Here is a 23,473-nt window from a genome sequence, read left to right as displayed (position 1 = left end):
TCATAGCAGATCCCGAACTGACCTTAACACCTCAGCCGTCTCAGCATCAAGCCTCTCCATCTCATCCAGAATCTCCTCCGGGCTTCTTAAAGGCTCTTCTTTTGGAGTGTTCGGGTTTTTGACACTCAGGTCAAAGGTCTCCTCATTAATCTCTGCAACATTAAAGTTCCATGAATGCTCCGTCTCCGGCATCTCAGGCTGAAGATTAACAAACTCCTTTAAGTCGTCATCATTAAGCGGATTGGTCTTGCCCATATTCCGCCCTGGATCAAACTGATAATACCAGATCTTCTTAGTCGGCTCACCCTTCTCAAAGAAGAGAATAACAGTCTTAACCCCCGCACCCTGAAAAGTTCCGGAGGGCATATCAAGAACTGTATGTAGATTGCAGGAGTTAAGGAGATGTTTTCTAAGACTCACAGAGGCATTGTCAGTATTGCTCAGAAATGTATTCTTAATAACAACCGCAGCCCTTCCTCCGGTCTTTAAAAACTTAATGAAATGCTGAAGGAATAAAAATGCAGTCTCTCCGGTCTTTATATCAAAATTCTGCTGTATCTCCTTTCTCTCCTTTCCGCCAAAAGGAGGATTTGTAAGGATTACATTATAGCGGTCCTTCTCCTGAATGTGCCGGATATCCTCCGTAAGAGTATTAATATGTACAAGATTCGGAGCTTCGATCCCGTGAAGGATCATATTCATCGTCCCGATGACATACGCAAGGTTCTTCTTCTCCTTGCCGTAAAAAGTCTCCTCCTGAAGAACTCTCAGGTTATCCGTGGTCTTATCCATCTTCCGGCAGAGATAATCATAGGACTCACAGAGAAAACCGCATGAACCGGCAGCACCATCATAGATCGTCTCGCCGATCTGCGGATCAATAACCTGAATCATTGCACGGATTAAAGGTCTTGGGGTGTAGTACTGTCCGCCGTTTCGTCCGGCATTTCCCATATTCTTAATTCTGGTCTCGTAAAGACTGCTTAACTCGTGTTTCTCTTTTGATGACCGGAATTCCAGCTCATCGGCATAGTCAATAATCTCACGCAGGTTGTAGCCGCTCTTTATCTTATTCTGAATTTCAGAGAATATTTCGCCGATCTTATACTCAATAGTCCTGGGGCTGTCAGCCTTCTGCTTGAACTCTGCCAGGTAGGCAAAGAGCTTATTATCCACAAATGAGACGAGATCCGGCCCTGTCATAGCCCTGTGATGATCAGGTCTGCCGTCAGCATCTTTTGGCATTGCCCACTTAGACCACCGGAATTCCTCATCAAGTATAAACCCGTATTCCTGCCCTCTTAATGCAGCCTCATCTGCCTTTGTCCGTTCAAGCTCGTCAAGATACCGGAGAAAAAGAACCCATGATGTCTGCCCGATATAGTCAAGTTCACTGTCAGCCCCGGAGTCCTTCCACAGGATATCGTCAATATTTCTGAAGGTCTGTTCAAACATTATGTCGTCTCTTTTTGTTGTGTGTAATCCGGAATTATATCCTAAAATAAGATTATAAGGATAAATTCATATTTTTCCTGCTTTGTATTTAGTCTGAAAAATAACCCTGTAATTCCTCTCCGGATATGTAGTTATGTTATATTAACTGTATAATTTAAGTCCTCTGATTCCGGTTAGTGGAGGCATAATCTGTGATCCGGGAAAAATGGAGATAACCTTCAATGACGGTTTAATTCCTCCTCTTTTCCGGAATCTTAATAGCCGGATAACTGACAGGCTGCATCACAGATGATAAAAACCGGTATGTAAATTTTTCCGGAGACAGATTCATGAACATTTCCGGATTCTTCCTGATCAAACGCAGTGACTAACCACAAATCATCAGAGAGAGCATTGTGACACATACATTTAATTAAGCGTAGTTACCATTCCCATACATTAAGCATTATTAAAAAAAGGGTGGGGGATCAACCTTACATTTGTTTTAATGACAAATTCCTAATAGATTTACGTAATATACGGAGCAAATATGATGACAGAAAATAATTTGTTATCTGCAAAAGCACTCAAAAAATGTGCCACCGGGATTGCCGGTTTTGATGAGATAACCTTTGGTGGTCTGCCACAGGGACGACCGACCCTTATTGCCGGGGGTGCGGGTTCGGGCAAGACGATGTTTGGCATGGAATTCATCGTCAATGGCATAACCAAATTTGATGAACCCGGAATCTATGTAACTTTTGAAGAGCGGCAGATCGATCTTTCCCGGAACTTTGCGTCAGTTGGCTTTGATCTGGATCAGCTTGTCGCCGACGGAAAAATCATCATCGATCATATCCCGCTGAGCCGGAGCGACTATCAGGAGACAGGTGATTTTGACCTTGACGGTCTCTTTATCCGGCTGGGTATGCATGTTAAAAAGATTGGAGCAAAGAGAATTGTTCTCGATACCATTGAGGTACTCTTCTCCACCTTCTCAGAGCATGCAATCATCCGCTCAGAACTCCAGCGGCTCTTTGGCTGGTTTAAGGAGAACAACCTGACCGCAGTTATTACCGGCGAGGCAGGAGCTAAATCGCTTACCCGCTATGGACTTGAGGAGTACGTTGCCGACTGCGTCATCTATCTTGACAACCGGATTGATGACCAGATTGCCACCCGAAGGCTCCGTATCATCAAGTACCGCGGCAGCACCCATGGACTTGATGAGTATCCATATCTGATTGGCAGAGACGGGGTAAACGTTCTGCCCCTTTCTTCGCTGGGGCTTCAGTCTCTGGCCCCCACCGAACGCATATCAAGCGGTATTCCCCGTCTCGATACCATGTTCAGTGCCGGGGGCTACTATCGAGGCAGTTCCATTCTTATCAGTGGTATGGCAGGGTGCGGCAAGTCCTCGATGGCCGCTGCCTTTGCCGCTGCTGCGGTGGCACGGGGAGAACGGTGTGTGTATTTTGCGTTTGAGGAATCAGAGGCACAGATCATCCGGAATATGGCATCCATTGGTATTGACCTGAATCCCGGTGTGAAAAGCGGTCTGCTGATATTTTCCTGTACCCGTCCGACCCAGTATGGCCTTGAGATGCATCTTGCAAGGATGCACAAAATTATTCGTGACCTGAGTCCGGATGTCATTGTGGTAGATCCCATATCCAATCTCATCACTGCTGGAAGCGACCGGCAGGTAAAAGCAATGCTCACCCGCCTGATTGACTTCCTGAAGATAAAGGAGATCACCTCGTTTTATACAGACCTGACACGCGGGGGTGACGTTGCTGAATCCACACAGGAGGCAGTCTCCTCCCTGATGGATACCTGGCTTCTGTTAGGATATGTGGAAGGGAACGGAGAGCGCAACCGCGTTCTTAATATCCTCAAATCACGGGGGATGGCCCATTCAAACCAGATGCGTGAGTTTATTCTCTCAGATGACGGCATTGATCTTGTAGATGTATATGCAAGCGGTGAGAAGGTCTTAACCGGTGCTGCCCGCCTGGCTCAGGAGTCAAAGGAAGAGTGGGAACTGCTCCGTTCCCAAAAGGAACGTGAACTGAACCGGCTGATGTTTGGGGAGAAAGAGAAGAGCATAGAGAGAGAAATTGCCAGACTACAGGCCGAACTGCTGCTTGAGAAGACCAGGTCCCGCCTTGAGAATGAGGAGTCCGAGAGGAGCAGTCAGATTATCGCCGAAACACGAAAAAAGATGGAAGAGCACCGCGGTGCCGATTTGGAGTGATAAGTATGGTAAATGAAGGAAACGATGAGCAATATCTGTTAAAACTTTATGTGGCCGGCCAGACTCCAAAATCACTGGCCGCCTTTTCAAATCTGAAAAAGATCTGTGAGGAACACCTGCGGGGCCGCTATATTATTGAAGTAATTGATCTGCTGGAAAGACCCGAACTGGCAGAAGGCGATCAGATCATTGCCATTCCGACGCTGATTAGAAATCTTCCTGAACCGGTTCGAAAGATAATCGGCGACCTCTCAAACACTGAAAAGGTGCTGATAGGTCTCGATATTGTGCAACGGTGATTCCTATGGATGAAAATTCTTCTGATCCTGATCAGGCTACAACCCGGAGTTTTGAAGAGGCGATAGAGAATATAGGAAAGGGTAATTTTATTCTGACACTCTATATCACCGGTCAGACACCCGGTTCTCAGCGGGCTATCAGAAACATCAAAAAGATCTGCGATGAAGAGCTTCAGGGACGCTATGAACTGGAGATAATTGATATCTATCAGCAGCCCGAACTTGCGAAGAATGCAGAGCTTGTAGCGGCACCAACGCTGGTAAAAACACTCCCTGCACCTATCCGCCGGCTCGTTGGTGATATGTCTGACCGGGAACGGGTGCTGGCCGGTCTGGGTCTGAAGAAGAAAGAGATCTCCTGAAGAGTACGGTTATGATAGTATGAAAGAATCCGAATGTTCCTCTGCTGAGATTCTCGCTGAGAATGAACGCCTAAAAGAACGTCTCGAAGAACTGGATGAGGTGCTCCGGGCGATCCGTGCCGGTGAGGTGGATGCCATTGTCGGCACGCCTGATATGGGCGGTCAGATTTTCACTCTGGAAAGTGCAGAGACACCGTACCGGCATTTTGTTGAGAATATGGATCAGGGTGCCGTTATCCTTGACAGTGATCTGACAGTGCTCTACTGCAACCGGAAATTTTCTGACATTATTGGTCGTGATATCCGTTCAGTAATTGGAACACCTGCCTGTGATTTTCTTACACCTGCTGATGTGGGTACCTGCGGGGCGATTCTTGCTCTCTCTTCAAAGGAGCGACTCTCAAAAGAGATAATTTTTGTCCGCCCCGACGGGAACCGGACACCGGTTCATCTGGATGTTGGATTGCTGGAAGAAACCGCCGGTGTTCGCAGCTATTCTGTTATTCTGACCGACCTTAGTCTCGTGAAAAAAAATGAGATTATTATCCAGGCAGAGAACTTCACCCGGTCCATCTTTGAGAATATTGGTGATGCTGTCTTTGTCTGTGATACTGACTATACTGTTATCCGGGCAAATTATGAGGCATACCGTATTTGTAACTGTAATCCGGTCAATAAGTTATTCCCGGAGATAATGCCGCTAATCATTGCCGGTGAGGAGAGTACTCCGTGGAAACTGCCTTCTCCTGATGATGCCTCAAACGGAGTATGGTCTGAGGTAACACTGCCGGCAGAAGGAGGTGGGAAAATGAACCTCATGGTCCACTCTTCCCGCCTGAAAGATGCGTCTGAAATGATAATCGGATGGGCGATCGATGTCCGTGACATCTCGGATATCCGCCGTTATGAGGAGACGCTGCGGGTAGCAAACAAAAAACTCAATATCCTCTCCAGCATTACCCGGCATGATATCCTGAACCAGATCACAGTGCTCTTAATTTCACTTGATATGGCTTCTGAATCTGTTTCTGATCCGGAAGAGAACAGAGAGAACCTCGAACGGTGCATAAAATCAGCTGAGACTATCTCACGTATTATCTCCTTCACCCGTAATTACCAGGAACTCGGTGTGAAGGCTCCTGTCTGGAATAATCTCCCGGAGATCATTCGTGAGGCTTCGTTATCTCCGGAATTTGCTGATCTAAATGTCAGTGTAAACTGCGGAAATATTGAGATCCTTGCTGATCCCATGATCATTAATGTTTTCCGGAACTTTTTTGATAATGCTCTCCGTCACGGGAGGGCATCAGAAGTTACGATCTCCTGCATGGAAAAAGACGGGATGGTTGTCTATGTTGAAGATAACGGTCCTGGTATTCCCTCTGATCAGAAAGAAAAGATCTTTGGGCGTGGTTATGGTGAACATACCGGATTCGGTCTTTTTCTCGCCCGTGAGATTCTTGACATTACGGGTTCTCTGCTCTCTGAGACAGGAATTCCCGGTTCAGGTGCACGGTTTGAGATTCAGATTCCGACGGGTGCCTGGCGTTTCGCAGAGTATAATTCATGAATGAGAGAACTGCTGCTGATATTCTCGCTGAGAACGAAGACCTGAAAGCCCGTCTCGAAGAGACTGAGGAGGTGCTCCTGGCGATCCGTGCCGGCGAGGTGGATGCCATTGTCGGCATGCCTGATACCGGAGGGAAGATCTATACGCTCAAAGGCGCTGAGACACCATACCGGCATTTTATTGAGACGATCTCAGAGGGTGCTGTTACCCTCAGCTCTGATGGTACTCTTCTCTATGGGAATCGTGGGTTTGCAGAGATAATCCGTCTGCCTCCCGAAAAGATCCTCGGATCGGCATTCCCTGATTTGGTTGCTGATTCTGACCGGGAGATGGTTGCTGCAATGCTCAGTACAGCAATAAAAAGACCGGTCTCAGGTGAACTGAACCTGAAGGTCACTTCAGAGACCGGCACAGAACCGGTGCCTGTACAGCTCTCACTCTCACGAATATCGGGTGATGATTCTGAGACCATCGGCGGGATTATCACGGATCTGACCTTCCGGAAACAGACTGAAGATGTCATCCGGTCAGAACTGCTTGCCCGCTCCGTCTTCGAGCAGGCAGGAGAGGCAATTGTTGTCATTAATCCCGAAGGAATTGTTATACGTTCAAATGCTGTGGCTAACCGGCTGGCCGGGACGTATCCGGTCTTTCAGCCGTTTACTACAGTCTTTCCGGTGATTCCGTCCGGAAACAGAACGGCAGAATCCCTGATTCAGGCTCTTCTTTCGGGCAGCACCTTCCGGGGGGTTGAGGTGCATCTTGCAGGCGGAGATTCAGCGGGTTTTGATCTCCTCTTCAGCGGATCACCGCTGAGAAATGAGACCGGTGAAATTCCCGGCTCGGTGATCGTGCTTTCCGATATCACCGTTCAGAAGGCATCTGCGGAGCACATCCTCTACCTGAATAAGGTGCTTCTGACCACACGAAATGTTAATCGTCTCCTTGTGCGTGAGCGGGATCCTGATCAGCTTCTTCAGGAGGTCTGTATTATTCTGGGCGAAAACCGTGGGTTTGAAGATGCCTGGATTGTACGTTTTGATGAAAACGGTGCCTTCCTGAAATTATATTCATCTGGTTTGGGTATGATCTCTGCTGATCTGAATTCCTTTCTGCGGGAGGGAAACATTCCCTGGTGCCTGGGTGAAGCGGTAAAACGGGAAGGTGTTCTCCCGGTTGAAAAACTTTCTGAGAAATGTAAAACATGCCCCCTTTTTGGACTATGTGCCGGCAGAATTACCCTGACCTGCCCGCTCAGGTATGAAAAGGAGATCTATGGTGTACTCTCGGTTATCCTGCCGGAAAAAGTAATTCTGGGGAAAGAAGACCCTGATCTTTTTGATGAGGTCTGCAACGATGTGTCCTTTGGCCTGCACACCATCGGGCTGGAAGAGCGGGAAAAGAGGGCGCTCGCCCAGATCCAGCGGAACATGATGCAGCTTGCAACCTTAAATGATGAAGTACGAAACCCTCTGGCCATAATCAGAATTCTCAATGAATTTGAGAATACTGAATCAAACCGGAAAATAATCGATGAACAGATATGTTTAATCAATGACCTTATCACTAAACTTGACGTAGGCTGGGTTGACTCTGAGAAGATATGGAGTTATCTCATGAAACATCATGGCATAAAAAAACAGGACGAAGATAAATAAGTTTGCGAAAAACCGGATATAAATTCCTGAAGCCTCAGACGAGAATCGAACTCGTGACCTGCTGATTACAAATCAGCCGCTATACCGCTAAGCCACTGAGGCGCACTACTTAGGTTGAATTTATTCCTATATATAAGCTGTTATTTGGTGCCGGCATCCGGAAATATTACAGTTGTCCGGACTGTTCACTTTTCTCCGCTGACATACTCCCACGGCTAAAGTCGTGGGCTTTCTGCTGCCATGATCGTAAAATAATTATTTGGTATATCCTGACCATTTACAGAAATATGGCAGTCTCTCTTTAAAAATTTATGACATAATTTAACTACAATTCTGATTCACATTACAGGATTTAACAAAACCATAAAAAAAGAATAAGCCTCAGACGAGAATCGAACTCGTGACCTGCTGATTACAAATCAGCCGCTATACCGCTAAGCCACTGAGGCGCACTATATACGTTGCATTTATTCCGATATATAAGCTGTCATTTGGTTCTGACATCATGGGTTGCCGGTGGTGGAAAAAGACCTGAAATATAATCAGAACCTGCCATAAACCCAATCAATTAATCTGAGAATACCTACAATGTTAAAGAAGGAAAGATAATGGCGCACCTGACCGTGGATATAGGAGGAAGACCTGGCATAGACTGCCAGGGCTTTTGCAGTTACTGTTACTTTAAAAAATTAAAAAAGGAAGAGAATCCCGAACCATTCGGGTGCAAATACTGTCTTCCTTTCTCAAAAGGCTGTGAATACTGCACAGACGGAGTGAGGGAGAGATACGAGGACTTCAAACCCTTAAAAGAAGTTGCAGACGATGTCCTTGCAAACCTCCAGATGATAGGCGGTTCTCTTGACAAGATAACAATAAGCGGCGGCGGAGACCCGTCCTGCTATCCGGAATTCAAAGACCTAATGGAGATCCTCGGCTCAATGGAGGCTCCCCTTCATATAGGCTATACCAGCGGAAAAGGCTTTGACGATCCTGACCTCGCCGACTTCATGATAGAATGCGGCCTGTCAGAGATATCATTTACCATATTTGCATCCGACCCAAAACTCCGGGCCGAATACATGGGCGACAAAAACCCTGAAGCCTCACTCGCAGTCCTAAAACGCCTCTGTGAAAAGATAGATGTCTATGCCGCAGCAGTCATAATTCCGGGCATAAACGACGGCGAAGTTCTCGAAGAGACCTGCCGGTGGCTTGACGAAGCCGGCGCAAAGGGATTTATTATAATGCGCTTTGCGAACCGGACAGATCAGGGTTTAATCCTTGGCAATGCCCCTGTAATGGACGATGTCTTCCTCCTGCATACAGTGAGGGAATTTGCAGAGATAGTCGAGGGCTTAAACAGCCGCTACAATATGAAGATAAGCGGCACGCCGATGTATGACCCGTCAATCGGCTCACCTTTCGTAATTATCAACGAACCTGATCTCCTTGATAAACTCCCCCGTGTAACCGGAAAGGCAAGTGTCATCAGCGGAAGCATAGCCGCACACCCGATACAGAAGATCCTTGACGCATGCGGAAATGACACATGGGTTGTTCCGGCAAAAAAGGAGATAGCCTGTCTCTTAACATCAGACGACCTCAGGAAACTGGATAAATCCCGCCTTGAAAAAACCGTAATAATCCCCGGCAGGTCATTTATCTTTGAAGCAGAGGCAGTGGAGATTCTCTCAGAAGACGGCATAGAAAGAACTGTTGTCAGAGGGCCTGATATGCTCACAGCCGATGCCGAGACCAGCATGGGTATGACAAAAAATGAGGTTCTTGAGATGGAGATGGAAGGCTTTGCTGACTTAATCCGGCTGATAAATATGTATGGAAAATAAAGATTTTTCCTCCTAAAAAAGCCTTATTTTCAGATCCAGCCCCTTGCAGCCATAGACTCAACAAGCTTATTGAGTGCCATAGTATAGGCTGCTTTTCTCATAGATATCGAATGCAGTTTTGAGGATGCCAGGACTTTATGATAGGTCTTTGTCATCTTACCATCAAGTCTCTTATTGACAAAATTCTCATCCCAGTGATCCATATTCAGGTTCTGAACCATCTCATAATATGAGACTATGACACCGCCGCCATTGCAGAGGATGTCCGGGATAATATGAATATTTTTCTCAAGTAATATCTCCTCACCATCGGTTGTTACAGGGCCGTTGGCAAACTCTGCCACAATCTTTGCCCTGACATTTCCGGCGTTCTCATTCGTTATCACATGCTCAAGTGCGGCCGGAATAAGAATGTCAACCTCCAGCTCAAGCAGTTCTTTATTGGAGATACTCTCAGAGCCGGGATAACCGGTAAGGGTCTTATTCTCTTTCTTAAATTTCATGACCGGACGTGGATCAAAGCCCTCCTCATTATATATAGCCCCCCTGCTGTCACTTAAGGCAACGATCCGGCAGTCATAACTTTCCTTTCCAATCAGTGCCGCATTATAGCCGACATTGCCAAAACCCTGCACGGCAGCGAGAGGTTTTTTCGTACCGGAATTTTGATCGGGCAGATGTCCGGCAGAAAACTCCTTAAGCTCAAGCCCCATCTCCTTTGCAGCCTCCCGGACTGTAAACCATCCGCCTCTGGCCGTTGCGGTGCTTCTGCCTTCCGAACCGCCAATTGAGAGCGGCTTTCCGGTGATGACCTCAAAGTGGCTGCTGCCCCTGTATTTGCAGTATTCATCGGCCATCCAGCCCATAATTCTGCTGTCTGTGTACACATCCGGTGCAGGAATGTCGATGTCAGGCCCGATGAACGGGCCGAGAGCCTGAATATATGCCCTTGACATCCGCTCAACCTCGCCGTCTGACATCTCCTTTGGGTTGCATATGATGCCACCCTTCGCCCCTCCGAGCGGCAGCTCATTCAGGGCACATTTCATCGCCATTATCGCCGCAAGGCCACGGATGGTGTCGGCGTTCTCGTCCGGGTGGTACCTGATTCCGCCCTTTGTCGGCCCTCTTGCATTGTTATACTGAACCCGAAAACCCTGAAAGGTCTTTATTGTGCCGTCATCCATCCTCACCGGAAGTGAGACATGGAGCTCCCTCATGGGTTTCTTTAAAAATCCCTCAATGTCGGGGGTGATCTCCATATCGGTGGCACAGGTACAGATGTTTTTCCTGACCGAATCATAGAGGTTCTCCTCGGCACTGAATATATCATGATCATTCTCCATGTTTTTAAGGATGGTCTCAATCTGATATATTCTTTCCCGCTGAAAATTCCGGAAAATCCCTGCTGAAATGTCCGGTCAAATGATCAAATTAAAATGGTCTTATCTCCAATTATTCATTATTGAACTCTTTTTTGGATTATTCTGTAATCCCGGAGGTAAAATTATGAGGAAAGGATATATACACATTAATACAGGGGATGGCAAGGGAAAGACGACAGCGGCTCTTGGACTGTCTATAAGAACTTTGATTTCCGGAGGAAAAGTCTTCTTCGGGCAGTTTATCAAGAAGGGAAATACTGCTGAACTATCTGTTCCGGACTATTTTGAGAATTTCACCATTGAGCAGTTTGGCGAGGGCTTTTTACTGGGCAGGGTTCCGGATGATAACGACATCCGTTCTGCTGAGGAGGGGCTGAAGAAGGTTGCCGGAATTTTAAAGGGTGGAGAGTATGACCTCGTTGTCATGGATGAGGTTAATGTTGCGATATCAAAGGGGCTTATTAAAGTGGAAGATGTTCTCTCTGCACTTGACAGTAAGGCCGGGCATGTTGAGGTTATTATGACGGGCCGGAATGCACCGGAAGAACTGATTGAGAGGGCAGATCTTGTAACTGAGATGAGGAAGGTGAAGCATTACTACGATAAGGGCGTTAAAGGCAGGGAAGGGATTGAGTACTGATTCTTAACACCCGGAACTCTGCCTGTTTCTGGATATATTCTATTTTTTGGCCTTGTTCTTTATAATATGTCAAGTATGCTCTTTGGCATGTCGGGGCATTCGTCCCTGAGATAGCATCTCTCACAGGGTGCGTCCTTTGGTTTTTTTGGGATTTTTCCACCGTCAATCTCCTTTGCCTTCTTTATTGCCCTAAGCGTTTCACGCCGGTCTTTTGGCTGGATTTTACATATCCTTGATATTCCGGATGGGATATATTCAATTAAAACTTCCCGGCATTGTACATCAAGGGTCTCTTCAGCACAGAATGCAAATGCTGCTGCCCGGATTCTCTCTGCTCCGTACACTCCGGCTTCAGGGGCCGGTGCGGTTCTGACTATGCCGACATATGGTGGTCTGTCAAAGATATGGTCGGCCCGTCCGTATATCCCGAACTTTTCTGATTTCAGCTTTACGTCATATTCTGCCGGTCTCTGCCATTTCTCTCTCCTGCATGCAGTGATCCACTCTTTAAGGTTCTGCCTGTCCTCGTCTGTCAGGTCAGGGTTTACTGTCTCAAGTTCTTCCAAGATCTCAGCCTCTATGATCTCATCGCCTGTGTGGTAGGATATCTGCTTGGCTATGGTGTATTCAGCCGGTTCTTCGCCTCTCTCCCGGTTTTTTTCGAGGTAGTAGCGGAACGGGCAGGCGTGGCAGGCAACCACTCCGCTTATCGGGGTTAACTGCGGCTTTTCATCCTCTTGTTCTTCTCCGTTATATCTCCCGAATTTAAGTTCATCCCCTGATTCCGGTCTGCTGCTCTTTACTGTATAAATATCTGTCAGTCTTTCTTCCGTCATGCCTTTAATAAACCTTAACCTCTTAGAGCATAAAATATAATGGCATGGAGAAGAGAGAGATAGCAGTAAATATCCCTCAGGATCTTGATCCTGTATATTCTAACCGCATTCAGGTCGCCTTTAAGGATGACGAGTTCACTTTTGTATTTATGCATGAAATTCCGGGAACGAACCAGGCCCGTGCAAAGTCGATTGTCTCGATAAGCCCCAAGCATGCAAAGAACTTCTCTGAGGTGTTAGCCAATACCGTAAAGGGCTATGAGGAGAAGTTCGGTGAGATTAAAGCGCCTAAGTCCGGCAGTGAGAAGAGAGAGTTTGACGATAAGAACGTTACAATAAAGGGATATTCCTGATTTATCAGGGTTTTACTTTATTATATTTTATTATATTTTATTTTTCTTACCGGAATAATCTATCATATGTTTTTTAAATTCCGGCAGTTTTCTTATTATAATTCTGTTATTTATCCGGCATTCTTTCGTATGTGAAATGACAGTTTTATTAATTCGCGGGTACAATATATACAGGCACAGTTGCAGTGCCGCTGTGGCTTAGTGGTATAGCGGCTGATTCGTAATCAGCAGACCGGGGGTTCAAGTCCCCCCAGCGGCTCTTTTAGAAATGTTCTAAGCTCTTTTTGTAAATTTAAGGTCATTGTATTTTTATATCCACAATCTTTTTATGGGTTGTATATATACTAAGCATGCTCATGTCTAAACTCAAGGCTCCCACATGCACAAATCCCAAATGTGATAATGCACTGATGAACAGGGTTTATATCAGACCACGCCATGACGGGAAACAAAGTTATCTTCCGGTAGGCTGGTGGTGTCCCCTTTGTGGCTGGTTTGTAAACGACCTCCCGGATGAATAGTTAACAATATGATGCAGAGTCCTCACAATGACGACTCTGCAGTTTTTGGCAAGGGGCAATTGTTGCCTCTTGCCATTTTATTTTCAAGAGGTCATTTTGACCCCTTGCCACTTTGAGTTCTTTCCATTTTGGAAACAGCTCATTAAAAATATGCCAAGACCATTTCGTGGAGATCCTCGACATGGTGCAGAGAGGCAACAATGACCCCTCTGCTATTTTTTCAGCAGTTATCAAAGGGACATTTTGACCCCTTGACATTGTGAGGACTCTGTATAATCTGGTTGGTGGTAATAGTTGGCACTAACCAAAAAATCTGAAGAAAGGACGAGATGGGGTTTTATTTTAGGTATGGCAAAACCCCTTAGAACCGTTAAGAAGACAATACAGGGCGTTCTGTAAGCCTCTGTATTTGATTTTATTCCGATACGAGTAATAAACTATGATTTCAACATGCTTTGCACAAATACAGTTTTTTATATTTTTATTTTCGAGGATATAATATAATTATAAGGAGTATTTTTTGTGTGCGGAAACGTGCAGGCAACAACGGCCTGCATCCGGCGGGTCTGGGTGATGACAGGCTGGTGTTTATTTTTCATCAATCGTTGAAATGCCGTCCGCACATATTGATATACCCACAACAAAATAAACATTCCCTACGGTAATTATTGTGTGGTAAAATATTATTGTGATTAATATCATTTGAATTTTGGTGCCTTGAACTTTGGTGTTTTTAATTTTAGCGGTTTAAACGATTTGTTTAAAGCGGAGGCATTTGATTTTAGTTTCTTTGGAGTTTTGATTTTCAATGGCAATAAGCCGGAACCGGGTCTAAAACCAGCCCCCCAGTTTGTTATGAACCACTCTGAACCGCTTTTCTGTATTTTTTTCCCGGTTTTGCTTTTTGATTTTTTTTCTGTGGAATATCTTGGATATTTCATACTGTTTGGCCGTCTTCCTCCTCCGCCGGGTGGAGGTGGAATTATGGGGCTCGGTATTACTGGAACCCCGCCTACAATCGGGTCAGGGACCTTTGAACCGTCCGGGTCCTTCACTGGTCTGGGACTTGGTACAACCACAACAGGTACCCCACCTATAGGTGGGTCACGAACCTTTGGAGAGCCTCTACCAACAAAATCATAATCTATTTTTGAACCTTCACCAGGTGGAGGAGAAGAAGAAGTTTTCTCTTTGTTTCCTTTCGGTTTTGACGGTGTGGGCGATGGCCGCCTGTTTCCGGGTATTGTTGGTGATGGTGAGAATACAGGTTTTATCACATTGATTTTACCAGGACTCGGACTTTTATTGATATTTATTGTAAGTTCTCCGGGTTTCCCTGTAATTTCCTTCTGTGATGCTTTCAGGGCATCTTTATACATTCCGGTGCCCTTCAGGGTATCAATTGATTTCTGTAGCCTGACTGCCTGAACCTTCTTAAAAGGGTTTATTGTCTGCCTCTTCTGTTCTGCAAGGTACTGGCTTACATCCACGAGGTCCACAAGGTCTTTCCCCCTGTGTGGGGCAGGACCATATTTCCATTTAAGTTTCCCTTCTGGACCACCCATAACTCCGGCAGCCTTCCGGCCGGCCTGACTGTATAAGGGTTCCTGTGTAAGTTTGTCAGCCTTAAGCAGTTTATCAGGCATCCAGTCAAAAGGCAATTTGGGCGCTTTGTCTCCGGTGTAAATATTTGTTTTAACTGGTTTTGGTTGTTTAAATCCCGGATAACCATCAGGTATTGGGTGGGTATCTACAGCATGAGCAGTTTTTTCAGCCCCTACCTTATTCACGATGCCGGAACCCTTAATTTCATAATTTTTGCCAAGTTTTGAAAGCACGTTTTCATTAAAAGCAGCCGGATTTTTCACAAAAACGTCTAAATCAGATGTTACACGGGGCGGTTTAGGCATCTGGCCGTACGTTGTTACGGTCCCATACAATGAATGTGGCTCATTTGAAAGAATGCTTTCAAGGGTTTTCCCGGATTGCGGACCTAAATTTCTTATTTTTGTCAGGTCGGGGTCCTTCAGGAATTTACTGTTTACGTTTTTTGTCAGGCGGCCAATATTTGATGTTGCGTGAATTGCAGCTGCATCTGTTTTGGGTGCCCGGATGATTATTCCCGCCTCGGTAGCATATGAACCAAATGGTTTGGTAATTGGTTTTGTTACCCCTTTTGCACCACCAAGGATCACACCACCAACGGCAAGCTGAAGGGCAGTATCAACCGGATTTTCAACGGCTGATTTGGCCTGATAAGCAAGACCGGTTTTTGTGGCTGCTGCAACGGTGCCGGCAGCTCCTACAGCTCCCTTCTCCTGCCCTTCATGGAATATTTTTTCAATGGTTGCAGGTGCAAAACCTGCTACCTGTGCAGTTCCGCCGAGAACATCAGAAGTTGTGGTCATGAGTTTTTTCACAATCGGGTCAACCCCTTCCATCTGGTTGATTTTCTGGTTAGCCTTCTGGAACTCACCGCCGACATTTATTCCCGTTTCTGCTGCAAAACGTGAGAATCCTGAGAAATCAGAATATTTATCTTTAGGCTTTTCCTTTTTCTCAATTTCGTAATGTTCCCCTGTTGCCGGGTCATATGCCCGGTAGGTTTCCGGTTTTTGTTTCTGTGCTTTTTTTTGCCTTTCTCTTTCTTCACGCTCTTTTCTTGCAGCAAAGATTGATTCTTTTTTCTTCTGCCGGTTTATGTCTGCCTGTGATGCCTGTCCTCCTGTTGCAGAAGGTTTTTTTAGTGCAGGGTCAGATGTTCCCCTGTTATTGTGTTTCCAATTAAAGTTATCAAATACCATAATTTTTACCTCCTTACATAAATCGAATAAATCACAGCCGTAACACAGACAGCGATCATCATAACCGCCACTCCCTGGAAATCAGCCGGAAGCCTTACAAGCACGAAACCGGAGAACAAAATACCAATCCCGCCCGGAATAATCATATCACGATGCATAATCCATAGACCTAAAAACGGCATACAAAATACAATCAATAACGCAAACGGACCTAAACCCGAAGAAGAATAAACTCCGAAGACCTCACCTGCCAAAGCAGAGAGATTCATGCCGGTACTCTCCTCATCAACATATGGCTGCTCCAGACCCAGATACGACATAACCAAATCAGAAGACCCCTCATCCAACGGGGCAATGGTCGCTGATGCAGTCGGTCTGTAAAGTGATGATGTTTTTGCTGAAACATCATCCAAATAAGCTTCTGACGTTGAATCAGAAACAAGCCTGAAATACAGATTATATATCCCTGAAAAATCACTAACATCTGCCTGTGAAATACCAGAACAGAAATTTACATCTTCTGAGTAGATTTCTGTGAGGTCCAGAAGAATTTTAAAACTGCCAGAACCAGAACCGGACCATGTGAATTTTAAAATTCCAACACCTGTTAAATCGACATCTGCCTGTGAAATACCACTTATGCCTGAGCTTTCCGTTTCAAAATAAACCTGTCCTTCTGACATAACAGGGAATGCACCGCCGTCCATGCGGGCACGCTGCCAAAAATCAAAACCATCTGAAAAGTCACCATCCAAAATTCTTTCGTCAGTTGCAGCGCATGAGATCCCGGTTAACGAAAAAATAATAAAAAATACCCCGGCAAGTATCTGTAAATAGTTCACGTTCTCCTGCCCCGTTTTATTTTGTGTTCCGGGATTCCATATTCTAACATCAGTTTTTCAAATTCTTTCCTTTTCCGCATCGCCTCATATTTTGGCAGGAAAAACAGGTACCCAAAAATTCCTGCACCACCCACCAGGCACAACCAGGGTAGGACTGGCAGCACACAGCTTTCACAGGTTTCGGGTTCGGTGTTTTGAAGCTGCTGCATTTCATCCCACGGAATGACCTTCACTGCTGAAGCGCTGCCAGACAGACACATTGCCAGACAGACACATAAAATCAAAATATCCCTTCTCATCTCAATAAACTCTCATCATTTTGTTATGTTTAAATAATATTAAGGTCAACAACATATAAAATTGTTATCTATTAAATAATTATTATATTTTTATTAAAATTGCAATATACTTAAAGGCATTTATGCATTTTTTTTTCACACGCGGGCGACGACTATTAAAATAACTTGTACAATAAATATGAAAGCCGACTTTCTCCTTGTAGAGTAAGATGTTGTTCTGCATCATTCGGATTACCTGATGGAAAAGAGCGGGTTTTTATTTCGCGCCTGTAGTGGTTTTAATATAATCTTGGAGAATTTTAAAAGATTTTCAGCTTCTCCCCTAATAGAAAAAAGGTTTTTTATGGGGTGGGCTGTTGTTTTGATTCGACCGTTCTTGATAACCGTATAGTTAGAAGTATCTCTGAATCATCGCTTCTGTCTTGGGGGTCGTATCGTTTCTCAAACCAGACGTTGGCCGGGTGGTTCTTGCAGGTTCCATCAGGATATTTCACCGTTGCTGCGTAACAATTGGTTTGGGATGCCACTGTTTCAAACATCCTTTCTTCAAAAAAACAAGTCTGTTCGTCGATTTTCACAAACTCAATGCCTGTTATTGATATACCGGATTTTAAAAGTTCCGCGGCTTTATCAACCTCAGAAAAATTTCTTCCTTCTTCTTTCAATGATACATATTCCTCAAACCACGGGGCGTGTAATGGCTTACAGAGCACTTTCATTTTATTTTGAAGCTCGTTGAGCTCCTTTTTTATTTCCAGAATATTTGTCATTTTTATAACTCCCTCGATAAATCAAATTCAATTTGTAGGTTTTCGCTTTCCAGGTCATGCGGTCCGGATTCATGACTGTATGAAACCTTTGCAGGACATCTCACAGTATCGCCGTTGGGCTTTTGCAGCTCTACGACGAAAAGACATTTTTCTTTTATCTCGGTGCGTTTGGTTTCCGGTATGAAATTAACCTGCTGTTCCTGCAATTCGACAAAAGACATATCTCCAAGTTTGCACCCCTTCAAACACTCCGCTGCTTTCAGAATTTGTGAATTCATCCCACACCTATCATGGGTGAGGATGTTTTTAATGTCTGAAATCTGTTGTTCAAGGCGATGAAGGTTGTTTTTCTGTATTTTTTCTGACATTTGTCACTCCACTTAACATTATATTAAGTAATACACTTATTGGAACAATTAGTATATATAATTTACTAACCAATTTGTTAAGTGAATTATGAAGCAAGGTTTTGGTAAAATTATAAAAATGTCCTCAGCACGGACACACTACGTTTCGGTACCTGCATTGATTACAAGTGATGATAGCTACCCATTCTTACCAGGTGAAAAGGTTCGGGTTACCGTCGATGATCGACGGCTTATTATTGAAAAATGTCCGGCCGATGAATGAAATAATCACATGGATATTCATAATACCCCAGTGGTAATTTTTGACCTACACAGATTCGTGCTGTTATCTTTTCTCATCCAACCCTGTGTGTTTCATCCTAAAATTACAAAAGATAATTTTAATGGGCTTGGTGTGGCTCTGATACGAAATTGCCAAAACATGACTTTTAGTAATTATTATATGTATTAAAAATTACTGTTGGTTATGAAAATGAGTAAACTTAGCCGGCTGGTTGAGTGTAAAATATTCGTAGAGCGCTATGATTTGAGACTGACTCTTAAATTAAATTCAAATAATTTAGTTATTACGAATTTAAAGCGAAAAAATCAGATTGTTTTCATTCCGAATGAAAAAATGTTTGCCCGGGCTGTTGCTGCAAAAGAATATTTGGTTCTCGGACTGTTGCTGGAACTTCTCAGAACAGCTGACACTTGGTCCGGGGTCCACTGTGACTTATCGTTACTCGGTCTCGGTATGGCTGAACGAACCTGGGTTGATTTCATGCTTGTGAGAAAATTTCACCTGGGGGAAGCTGCATCGACAGGGAAGAATTTTGAATGTGAGTTGCCGGATTATCAATATTCTGAGTTGCCGGATGATGGTTTTTTTTTGCGGTTTGAAAAAAGGTGTTACCTGCTGAAAAGATTCGGGTATTGAATCAACCCCAATTATCCTTACAGTAACGGATGGTTTTTAAGAATGCCTCTCCCCGCAGTGGCATATCTTCATCGTTTAGATAACCCTGTTCAAGGGCGACCAGTTTAAAAATATCTCCACCACGCCCCTTTTGTGCCCCTCCATGAAATGATGTGTATGTCTCACCATCATCTGATACCGCGAAGTTTTGTCCGGTACTTGAACCATACACCGGATGGACTCCACGACATCCCGGCGGGATTCCTGCATACTGTGATACATTGGGCATGCACATCTTCAGCTTTTTCGCATCAATTACGCTGCTATTTTTTTCCCGTCCCGACTTTTGCCACCGGGTTTTTGATAGACTTGAACGAAGACGGGTTATTCCTGCCATCCGCTGGTTTACATATTCCTGTTTTACTCTGGGGTGTTCAGCTCCGGGGGTTGCTCCATCAATCAAAGGTTGAATATCTCCACCACTCCGGAGATAATCGTTCAGGTCAACCTTTTCAATCCCTTCAGGGCGGGGGATCTCACAGATGAAAACTTCTGTTATGCCGCTCTGAAGAAGAGTTGTTGCCGTTTTGGCTGCACCTTGCAGACCTGCTTCGCTCTCTTCGTTGTCGTTTATCAGATAGACAGGTCCCGCACGGCCGCATTCCAAAGCCACATCTTCAATTTTTTGCTTTTTGAACCGGGTTGTTACGGGGCTGATTGAAGGGTAACCTTCCTGAAGGACAATCAGACAATCCGTTACGCCCTCTGTGATAACAAGCGGTTTACCGTTTATGATAGACCAGCTTCCAAATATCAGTTCGGTGGGTCCGGTTTCAGTTACCTTCAGTTTTTTATATTTCGGGGGGAGCTTATCGGGCATGTGGGGGGTCTGTTCGGTTGCCCTGCCAATGAAGTAAAGGGGTTTTTGCCCGCAATCCAGGTAAGGGAACATCAGGCGGCCTTTGAATGCCTCAACAACTTTATTATCGTATCGGGATACAAGCCCGGATTCAAATATGTCTGAAATGTCATGCCCCTGAGCCATTAGGTGGCTTAATGTGCTGTTGCTAAATTCCGGTGCGTAACCTATCCGCATTTTGTGAACGAAATCTGAATTCAGACCATATCTTGAGTTTAAAAATTTCAGTTGGTCAGTGTTAAGGTTCTGTTCATAGAAATTACATACGTCTTCAAGAATATTCCGGATTTCAGAATTCATAATACACCTCCCAGGATTGGAACGGCGGGTTTTTGCCCGTAATCCAGATAAATCAGTTTATGGGATGCCCGTGTGGCTCCGACAAAGTAAACCCGCCTCTCTTCTCCCATGCGTTCAGGGTTTATCAGCTGCTGTATCCGTTCCCGGCTGTGTCCGGTGTGAAGAAATACGACGGGGGCTTCAAGACCTTTTGACTGGTGGATTGTATCAACCTTTACCTGATTGGGGTTGATTGAAAAACCACGCTGCCTTTCTGCTTCAACCCCTTTTCTGATTTGATTAACCAACCACGGGCGGAGGTTTAATTTTTCATATAAACTGTTGTCCTGGGGGAGTTTTTTGGCATTATCAATAACATCCCCTACCCTAAGAGGTCTGATTGATGTTATCTTCTTAAACCGGGTTACAATGTGTTTTCTTGCTGGATTTGCCATTGTGGCCTTAACGAGGTTTACAGCCTCTGATTCAGATATCGTATCTATGGCTGAACCGGACTGATATTTCATCATCCCTTTTAGAAGGGAATAAGGTTCGATTGTGTCGGATGAATAGGGTTTTTTGGCCCCAACTTCTAATTTTAACCAATACTTTATCCGGTCTGGTTTTATGCTGCTGCATGGAACCCCCTGTTCAGATAAACGAAATGCAATTTTATCAGCCTGCTGCCTGAAACGGCTTAAAATATAGATTTGTGGATTTTCCGGTTTACACTTCCGTGCCAGAAGAACCGCAGCTTCCACATATTGAGCTAATTTTTCTGAAGAATATGCGTTAACCCGGATTACCTGACCCTGACGTTCAGGGGTTGGCTGAATGTTTGGTTCATGCTGAAGGATCCTTTCTGCCTGCTGAACTATGGATATAGGGCATCTTCTGGAAACCGGAGTTCCATAAACCCCGCCTGCACCCTTGTCAGTTGCAGGTATATTCCGGAAGAGTTCCGGAGAACATCCACGGAAACCATATATCGACTGGTCGGGGTCTCCTGCCAGATATACCCGTTCTGTGTCAGGGTGCTCTATCCAGGACCGGATTAACGCATGCTGAAGGGGTGATACATCCTGATATTCATCGACCACAAGAACCGGTCCCGGTGGTGGAAGTTCTCGGTCAAGGGCTGCTTTTACATAATCGTCATGCTCAAAAAGTTCTCTCTCTGTTTTAAATTCCAGCCATGCCCGGATATTTTCTTCACCGGAAAAAATCATACATTCAGGGTTTTTTAGTGTCATGTGGTGTGCAGCAGTTCGCCATTCACCGGGGGGTAACAGGCTTGCTGTCAAAAACCCCGATATCTGAAATAGTTCATTCCCTGGTTGCTGATTTTTTTCGACATCGTCCTCTTCAGTCAGGGGTTGATTCTTGAAACTGAAATTAAGGTTGTTTTTTTCAGCAAAATCCTTGTAATGATGGTTTTCATCTGCATCTGAATTATTCAGCTGAATTATCTGTTCAGAGGATTCTATAATCCCGGCTTCCCGGCATGCCCGGAATGCTACACTGTGAATAGTGCTGCATTGTCGCTTTGCCGTTTTTTTATCCCGAACAATTCCTTCAGAGAGCATCCGAAGACCCATATCAACAGCCTGGGATTTTGAAAAGGTCATTGCCTGAATGTCTGCTACACGAAAGTCTGAATCCAGTTCATCACGAATGAAATTTAGCAACTGATAAGTTTTTCCAGACCCTGGACCACCTAACCAACGGATTACATCAGCACCCATAACAGAAACCACCTGATATTATTTTGCCTTTATATCGCGTGCGTGTGAATATCAAACACTTTTTTTCAGACAGAAGTTTTCTTATTTCCCCTAAACAGGGCACAGAGCCTTTGTAACGGATGTAACGGACTGCACCCCTTACCCCCGTTACAAAAAAATCTTTATTCTGTGCTTTTTCCGTCCATTCACAGGTATTTTGGCATATTCTACTTTTATGTAACTGGTGTAACGGGTGTAACGGGTAGTTTTGTGTTGTCTTTTTTTTCGCGACTACATATCCCTCGCACGCGATACATAGATGTACCCGATACATTTACACCACCCCATCAACTGATGAAATATCTTCCACACTATCCATGGAAGATGTATTTTTTAGAAGGATTTTATCGTTTAAAAACCATGCTCTAATTATTTCGTTATCTATGCGTAAAGGAGAGGTATTTTTTATCATAAATCCCGACTTTCTCATAAACTTTGAAAACCTCGCTCTATCATTGCTGCCCTTCCCGTGTTTTTCAAGAAATTCAAGAATCTTGAACGGGGCGACAACAATATTTTCACCAATTCTTACCCATCCTTCCTGCTGAATTTTTTTTCTGTCATCTGATATTGTGCATTGTGAAATTTCAAGTCGTAAATCACGCAAAACATTTTCAAATTCGGGTATATCCTCAAATACCTCGATTTTCTGCTTAATTTCTAACCAGAACTCGATACAACGACTAAAATCTTTTGTTGTAGCATATAAAACCCCCTCGTATGTCTCCAGCCACTTACTGTTAAGGTTTTTTGGTTGTGGTGATGCCAACTCCGAAATTTTAAATATCCACTCATCGCCCGATTTTAAAATTATCCTAATGATGGGTGGGTCGCTTGTTTCCCAGATAACCGCCTCAGTTTCCTCAATTACTTTTCTTGCAGGTTCCGACAACAGGGCTTTCCCATCGTCTGATGCTTTGAACTCTTCAAAATACTGTGATATTGCGTCTTGGATTGCTCCAGACTTGTATGCTGTTTTATTGCCAACCTGCTTCGAAAGTTTTTTTACAATCTCAGTCTGAACCCAGGGTTCCGTTTTCGTGTCTTCCTTTGCAACGGTAATCCCCTTTTGGGTAATTACCGTTGACCAGCCTCCACAATCTTTGGCACAAATTTCTATCTCCAAGTCAGAAAGGAGTGGAACAATTCCGGTTGATGTTTGCCCGGAGGTCATCTACTGTACCCCGCATAAACAACATCAAAAACAAATTGTTTCTTAAATTCGTTTTTCAGACAAATCCGGTTAAAATTAACAGCAATTTCAAATAAGGCGTTTTTGTTCCGGATTCTTATAGCAAGATGCTGCATCAAGCTGCAAAATAAAATATTTTTATCACCATCCGGTTTA

Annotated in this window: 21 protein-coding genes and 3 tRNA genes; 11 read left to right on the top strand and 13 right to left on the bottom strand. The window is 44.6% G+C overall.

The features are described 5' to 3' along the window. A complete protein-coding gene (locus L6E24_RS03945) occupies positions 1 to 1,455 on the bottom strand; it encodes a class I SAM-dependent DNA methyltransferase (protein WP_257743420.1) in 1,455 nt (484 codons plus the stop codon). A 529-nt stretch (positions 1,456 to 1,984) separates the two neighbouring features. Here L6E24_RS03945 and kaiC point away from each other — a divergent pair. Genes kaiC through L6E24_RS03920 form a run of 5 tightly spaced genes read left to right on the top strand, consistent with a single transcriptional unit; the run spans position 1,985 to position 7,580 of the window. Beyond that, positions 1,985 to 3,691: a circadian clock protein KaiC gene (gene kaiC / locus L6E24_RS03940; RefSeq protein WP_257743419.1), complete on the top strand. Its 1,707-nt coding sequence runs from the start codon at positions 1,985 to 1,987 to the stop codon at positions 3,689 to 3,691. Between the two features lie 5 nt (positions 3,692 to 3,696). Then, entirely contained in the window at positions 3,697 to 3,990 is a 294-nt protein-coding gene (gene kaiB, locus L6E24_RS03935; protein WP_257743418.1) for a circadian clock protein KaiB, read from the top strand. 5 nt (positions 3,991 to 3,995) lie between these two features. Next, positions 3,996 to 4,352 carry a circadian clock KaiB family protein gene (locus tag L6E24_RS03930; protein ID WP_257743417.1) on the top strand — a complete coding sequence of 119 codons (357 nt, stop codon included), beginning with the start codon at positions 3,996 to 3,998 and terminating at the stop codon, positions 4,350 to 4,352. Positions 4,353 to 4,371: 19 nt separating this feature from the next. After that, positions 4,372 to 5,922, top strand: coding sequence for a sensor histidine kinase (locus L6E24_RS03925; protein ID WP_257743416.1), 1,551 nt, complete (start codon positions 4,372 to 4,374; stop codon positions 5,920 to 5,922). Then, positions 5,919 to 7,580 (top strand): PAS domain S-box protein, encoded by a 1,662-nt coding sequence (locus L6E24_RS03920; RefSeq protein ID WP_257743415.1) that lies wholly within the window; start codon positions 5,919 to 5,921, stop codon positions 7,578 to 7,580. Before L6E24_RS03925 ends, L6E24_RS03920 begins: the two co-directional genes overlap by 4 nt. A 30-nt stretch (positions 7,581 to 7,610) precedes the next feature. On the opposite strand, the gene L6E24_RS03915 is transcribed toward L6E24_RS03920, so the two are convergent. Next, positions 7,611 to 7,682, bottom strand: a tRNA-Thr gene (locus L6E24_RS03915). A gap of 275 nt (positions 7,683 to 7,957) precedes the next feature. Next, a tRNA-Thr gene (locus L6E24_RS03910) sits at positions 7,958 to 8,029 on the bottom strand. Positions 8,030 to 8,188: 159 nt separating this feature from the next. Here L6E24_RS03910 and mmp10 point away from each other — a divergent pair. Continuing rightward, a complete protein-coding gene (gene mmp10 / locus L6E24_RS03905) occupies positions 8,189 to 9,427 on the top strand; it encodes a methyl coenzyme M reductase-arginine methyltransferase Mmp10 (protein WP_257743414.1) in 1,239 nt (412 codons plus the stop codon). A 29-nt stretch (positions 9,428 to 9,456) separates the two neighbouring features. Here the strand turns inward: mmp10 and L6E24_RS03900 are convergent, their stop codons facing one another. Beyond that, on the bottom strand, positions 9,457 to 10,773 hold the full coding sequence (locus tag L6E24_RS03900) for a Glu/Leu/Phe/Val family dehydrogenase (RefSeq protein WP_257743413.1): 1,317 nt from the start codon (positions 10,771 to 10,773) through the stop codon (positions 9,457 to 9,459). 163 nt (positions 10,774 to 10,936) lie between these two features. Here L6E24_RS03900 and L6E24_RS03895 point away from each other — a divergent pair, with 163 nt between their 5' ends. Continuing rightward, positions 10,937 to 11,452, top strand: coding sequence for a cob(I)yrinic acid a,c-diamide adenosyltransferase (locus L6E24_RS03895; RefSeq protein ID WP_257743412.1), 516 nt, complete (start codon positions 10,937 to 10,939; stop codon positions 11,450 to 11,452). Between the two features lie 59 nt (positions 11,453 to 11,511). Here L6E24_RS03895 and L6E24_RS03890 read toward each other — a convergent pair whose 3' ends face one another. After that, positions 11,512 to 12,288, bottom strand: a complete 777-nt coding sequence (locus L6E24_RS03890; RefSeq protein WP_257743411.1) for a Dna2/Cas4 domain-containing protein — start codon at positions 12,286 to 12,288, stop codon at positions 11,512 to 11,514. A gap of 44 nt (positions 12,289 to 12,332) precedes the next feature. On the opposite strand from L6E24_RS03890, the gene L6E24_RS03885 reads away from it, so the two are divergent. The 3 genes from L6E24_RS03885 (at position 12,333) to L6E24_RS03875 (ending at position 13,162) form a co-directional block, all read left to right on the top strand. Continuing rightward, complete coding sequence (locus L6E24_RS03885; protein ID WP_257743410.1) at positions 12,333 to 12,641, top strand: DUF3467 domain-containing protein; 309 nt, start codon at positions 12,333 to 12,335, stop codon at positions 12,639 to 12,641. Between the two features lie 187 nt (positions 12,642 to 12,828). Next, positions 12,829 to 12,900 (top strand) — tRNA-Thr (locus L6E24_RS03880). Positions 12,901 to 12,997: 97 nt separating this feature from the next. Continuing rightward, positions 12,998 to 13,162: a hypothetical protein gene (locus L6E24_RS03875; RefSeq protein ID WP_257743409.1), complete on the top strand. Its 165-nt coding sequence runs from the start codon at positions 12,998 to 13,000 to the stop codon at positions 13,160 to 13,162. Between the two features lie 698 nt (positions 13,163 to 13,860). On the opposite strand, the gene L6E24_RS03870 is transcribed toward L6E24_RS03875, so the two are convergent. The 5 genes from L6E24_RS03870 to L6E24_RS03850 all read right to left on the bottom strand — a co-directional run bounded on the left by L6E24_RS03870 (position 13,861) and on the right by L6E24_RS03850 (position 18,245). Further along, entirely contained in the window at positions 13,861 to 15,966 is a 2,106-nt protein-coding gene (locus L6E24_RS03870) for a hypothetical protein (protein WP_257743408.1), read from the bottom strand. Positions 15,967 to 15,971: 5 nt separating this feature from the next. After that, positions 15,972 to 16,808 (bottom strand): hypothetical protein, encoded by an 837-nt coding sequence (locus L6E24_RS03865; RefSeq protein WP_257743407.1) that lies wholly within the window; start codon positions 16,806 to 16,808, stop codon positions 15,972 to 15,974. Beyond that, complete coding sequence (locus L6E24_RS03860; protein ID WP_257743406.1) at positions 16,805 to 17,107, bottom strand: hypothetical protein; 303 nt, start codon at positions 17,105 to 17,107, stop codon at positions 16,805 to 16,807. Before L6E24_RS03860 ends, L6E24_RS03865 begins: the two co-directional genes overlap by 4 nt. Positions 17,108 to 17,448: 341 nt before the next feature. Continuing rightward, entirely contained in the window at positions 17,449 to 17,877 is a 429-nt protein-coding gene (locus L6E24_RS03855; protein ID WP_257743405.1) for a hypothetical protein, read from the bottom strand. Between the two features lie 2 nt (positions 17,878 to 17,879). Next, positions 17,880 to 18,245: a hypothetical protein gene (locus L6E24_RS03850; RefSeq protein ID WP_257743404.1), complete on the bottom strand. Its 366-nt coding sequence runs from the start codon at positions 18,243 to 18,245 to the stop codon at positions 17,880 to 17,882. A 466-nt stretch (positions 18,246 to 18,711) separates the two neighbouring features. On the opposite strand from L6E24_RS03850, the gene L6E24_RS03845 reads away from it, so the two are divergent. Beyond that, positions 18,712 to 19,164: a hypothetical protein gene (locus L6E24_RS03845; RefSeq protein ID WP_257743403.1), complete on the top strand. Its 453-nt coding sequence runs from the start codon at positions 18,712 to 18,714 to the stop codon at positions 19,162 to 19,164. A 1-nt stretch (position 19,165) separates the two neighbouring features. Here the strand turns inward: L6E24_RS03845 and L6E24_RS03840 are convergent, their stop codons facing one another. From L6E24_RS03840 to L6E24_RS03830, 3 genes are all read right to left on the bottom strand, one after another. Continuing rightward, positions 19,166 to 20,362: a toprim domain-containing protein gene (locus tag L6E24_RS03840; RefSeq protein WP_257743402.1), complete on the bottom strand. Its 1,197-nt coding sequence runs from the start codon at positions 20,360 to 20,362 to the stop codon at positions 19,166 to 19,168. Further along, positions 20,359 to 22,029: a 3'-5' exonuclease gene (locus tag L6E24_RS03835; protein ID WP_257743401.1), complete on the bottom strand. Its 1,671-nt coding sequence runs from the start codon at positions 22,027 to 22,029 to the stop codon at positions 20,359 to 20,361. Before L6E24_RS03835 ends, L6E24_RS03840 begins: the two co-directional genes overlap by 4 nt. A gap of 370 nt (positions 22,030 to 22,399) precedes the next feature. Next, positions 22,400 to 23,299 carry a hypothetical protein gene (locus L6E24_RS03830; RefSeq protein ID WP_257743400.1) on the bottom strand — a complete coding sequence of 300 codons (900 nt, stop codon included), beginning with the start codon at positions 23,297 to 23,299 and terminating at the stop codon, positions 22,400 to 22,402. Positions 23,300 to 23,473 lie beyond the last annotated feature (174 nt).

The organism is Methanoplanus endosymbiosus, from assembly GCF_024662215.1.
In the GTDB taxonomy this organism is placed as follows: Archaea; Halobacteriota; Methanomicrobia; order Methanomicrobiales; family Methanomicrobiaceae; genus Methanoplanus; species Methanoplanus endosymbiosus.
Note: the sequence above shows the minus strand (reverse complement) of the source record. Positions and strands in the feature narration are given on the sequence as shown.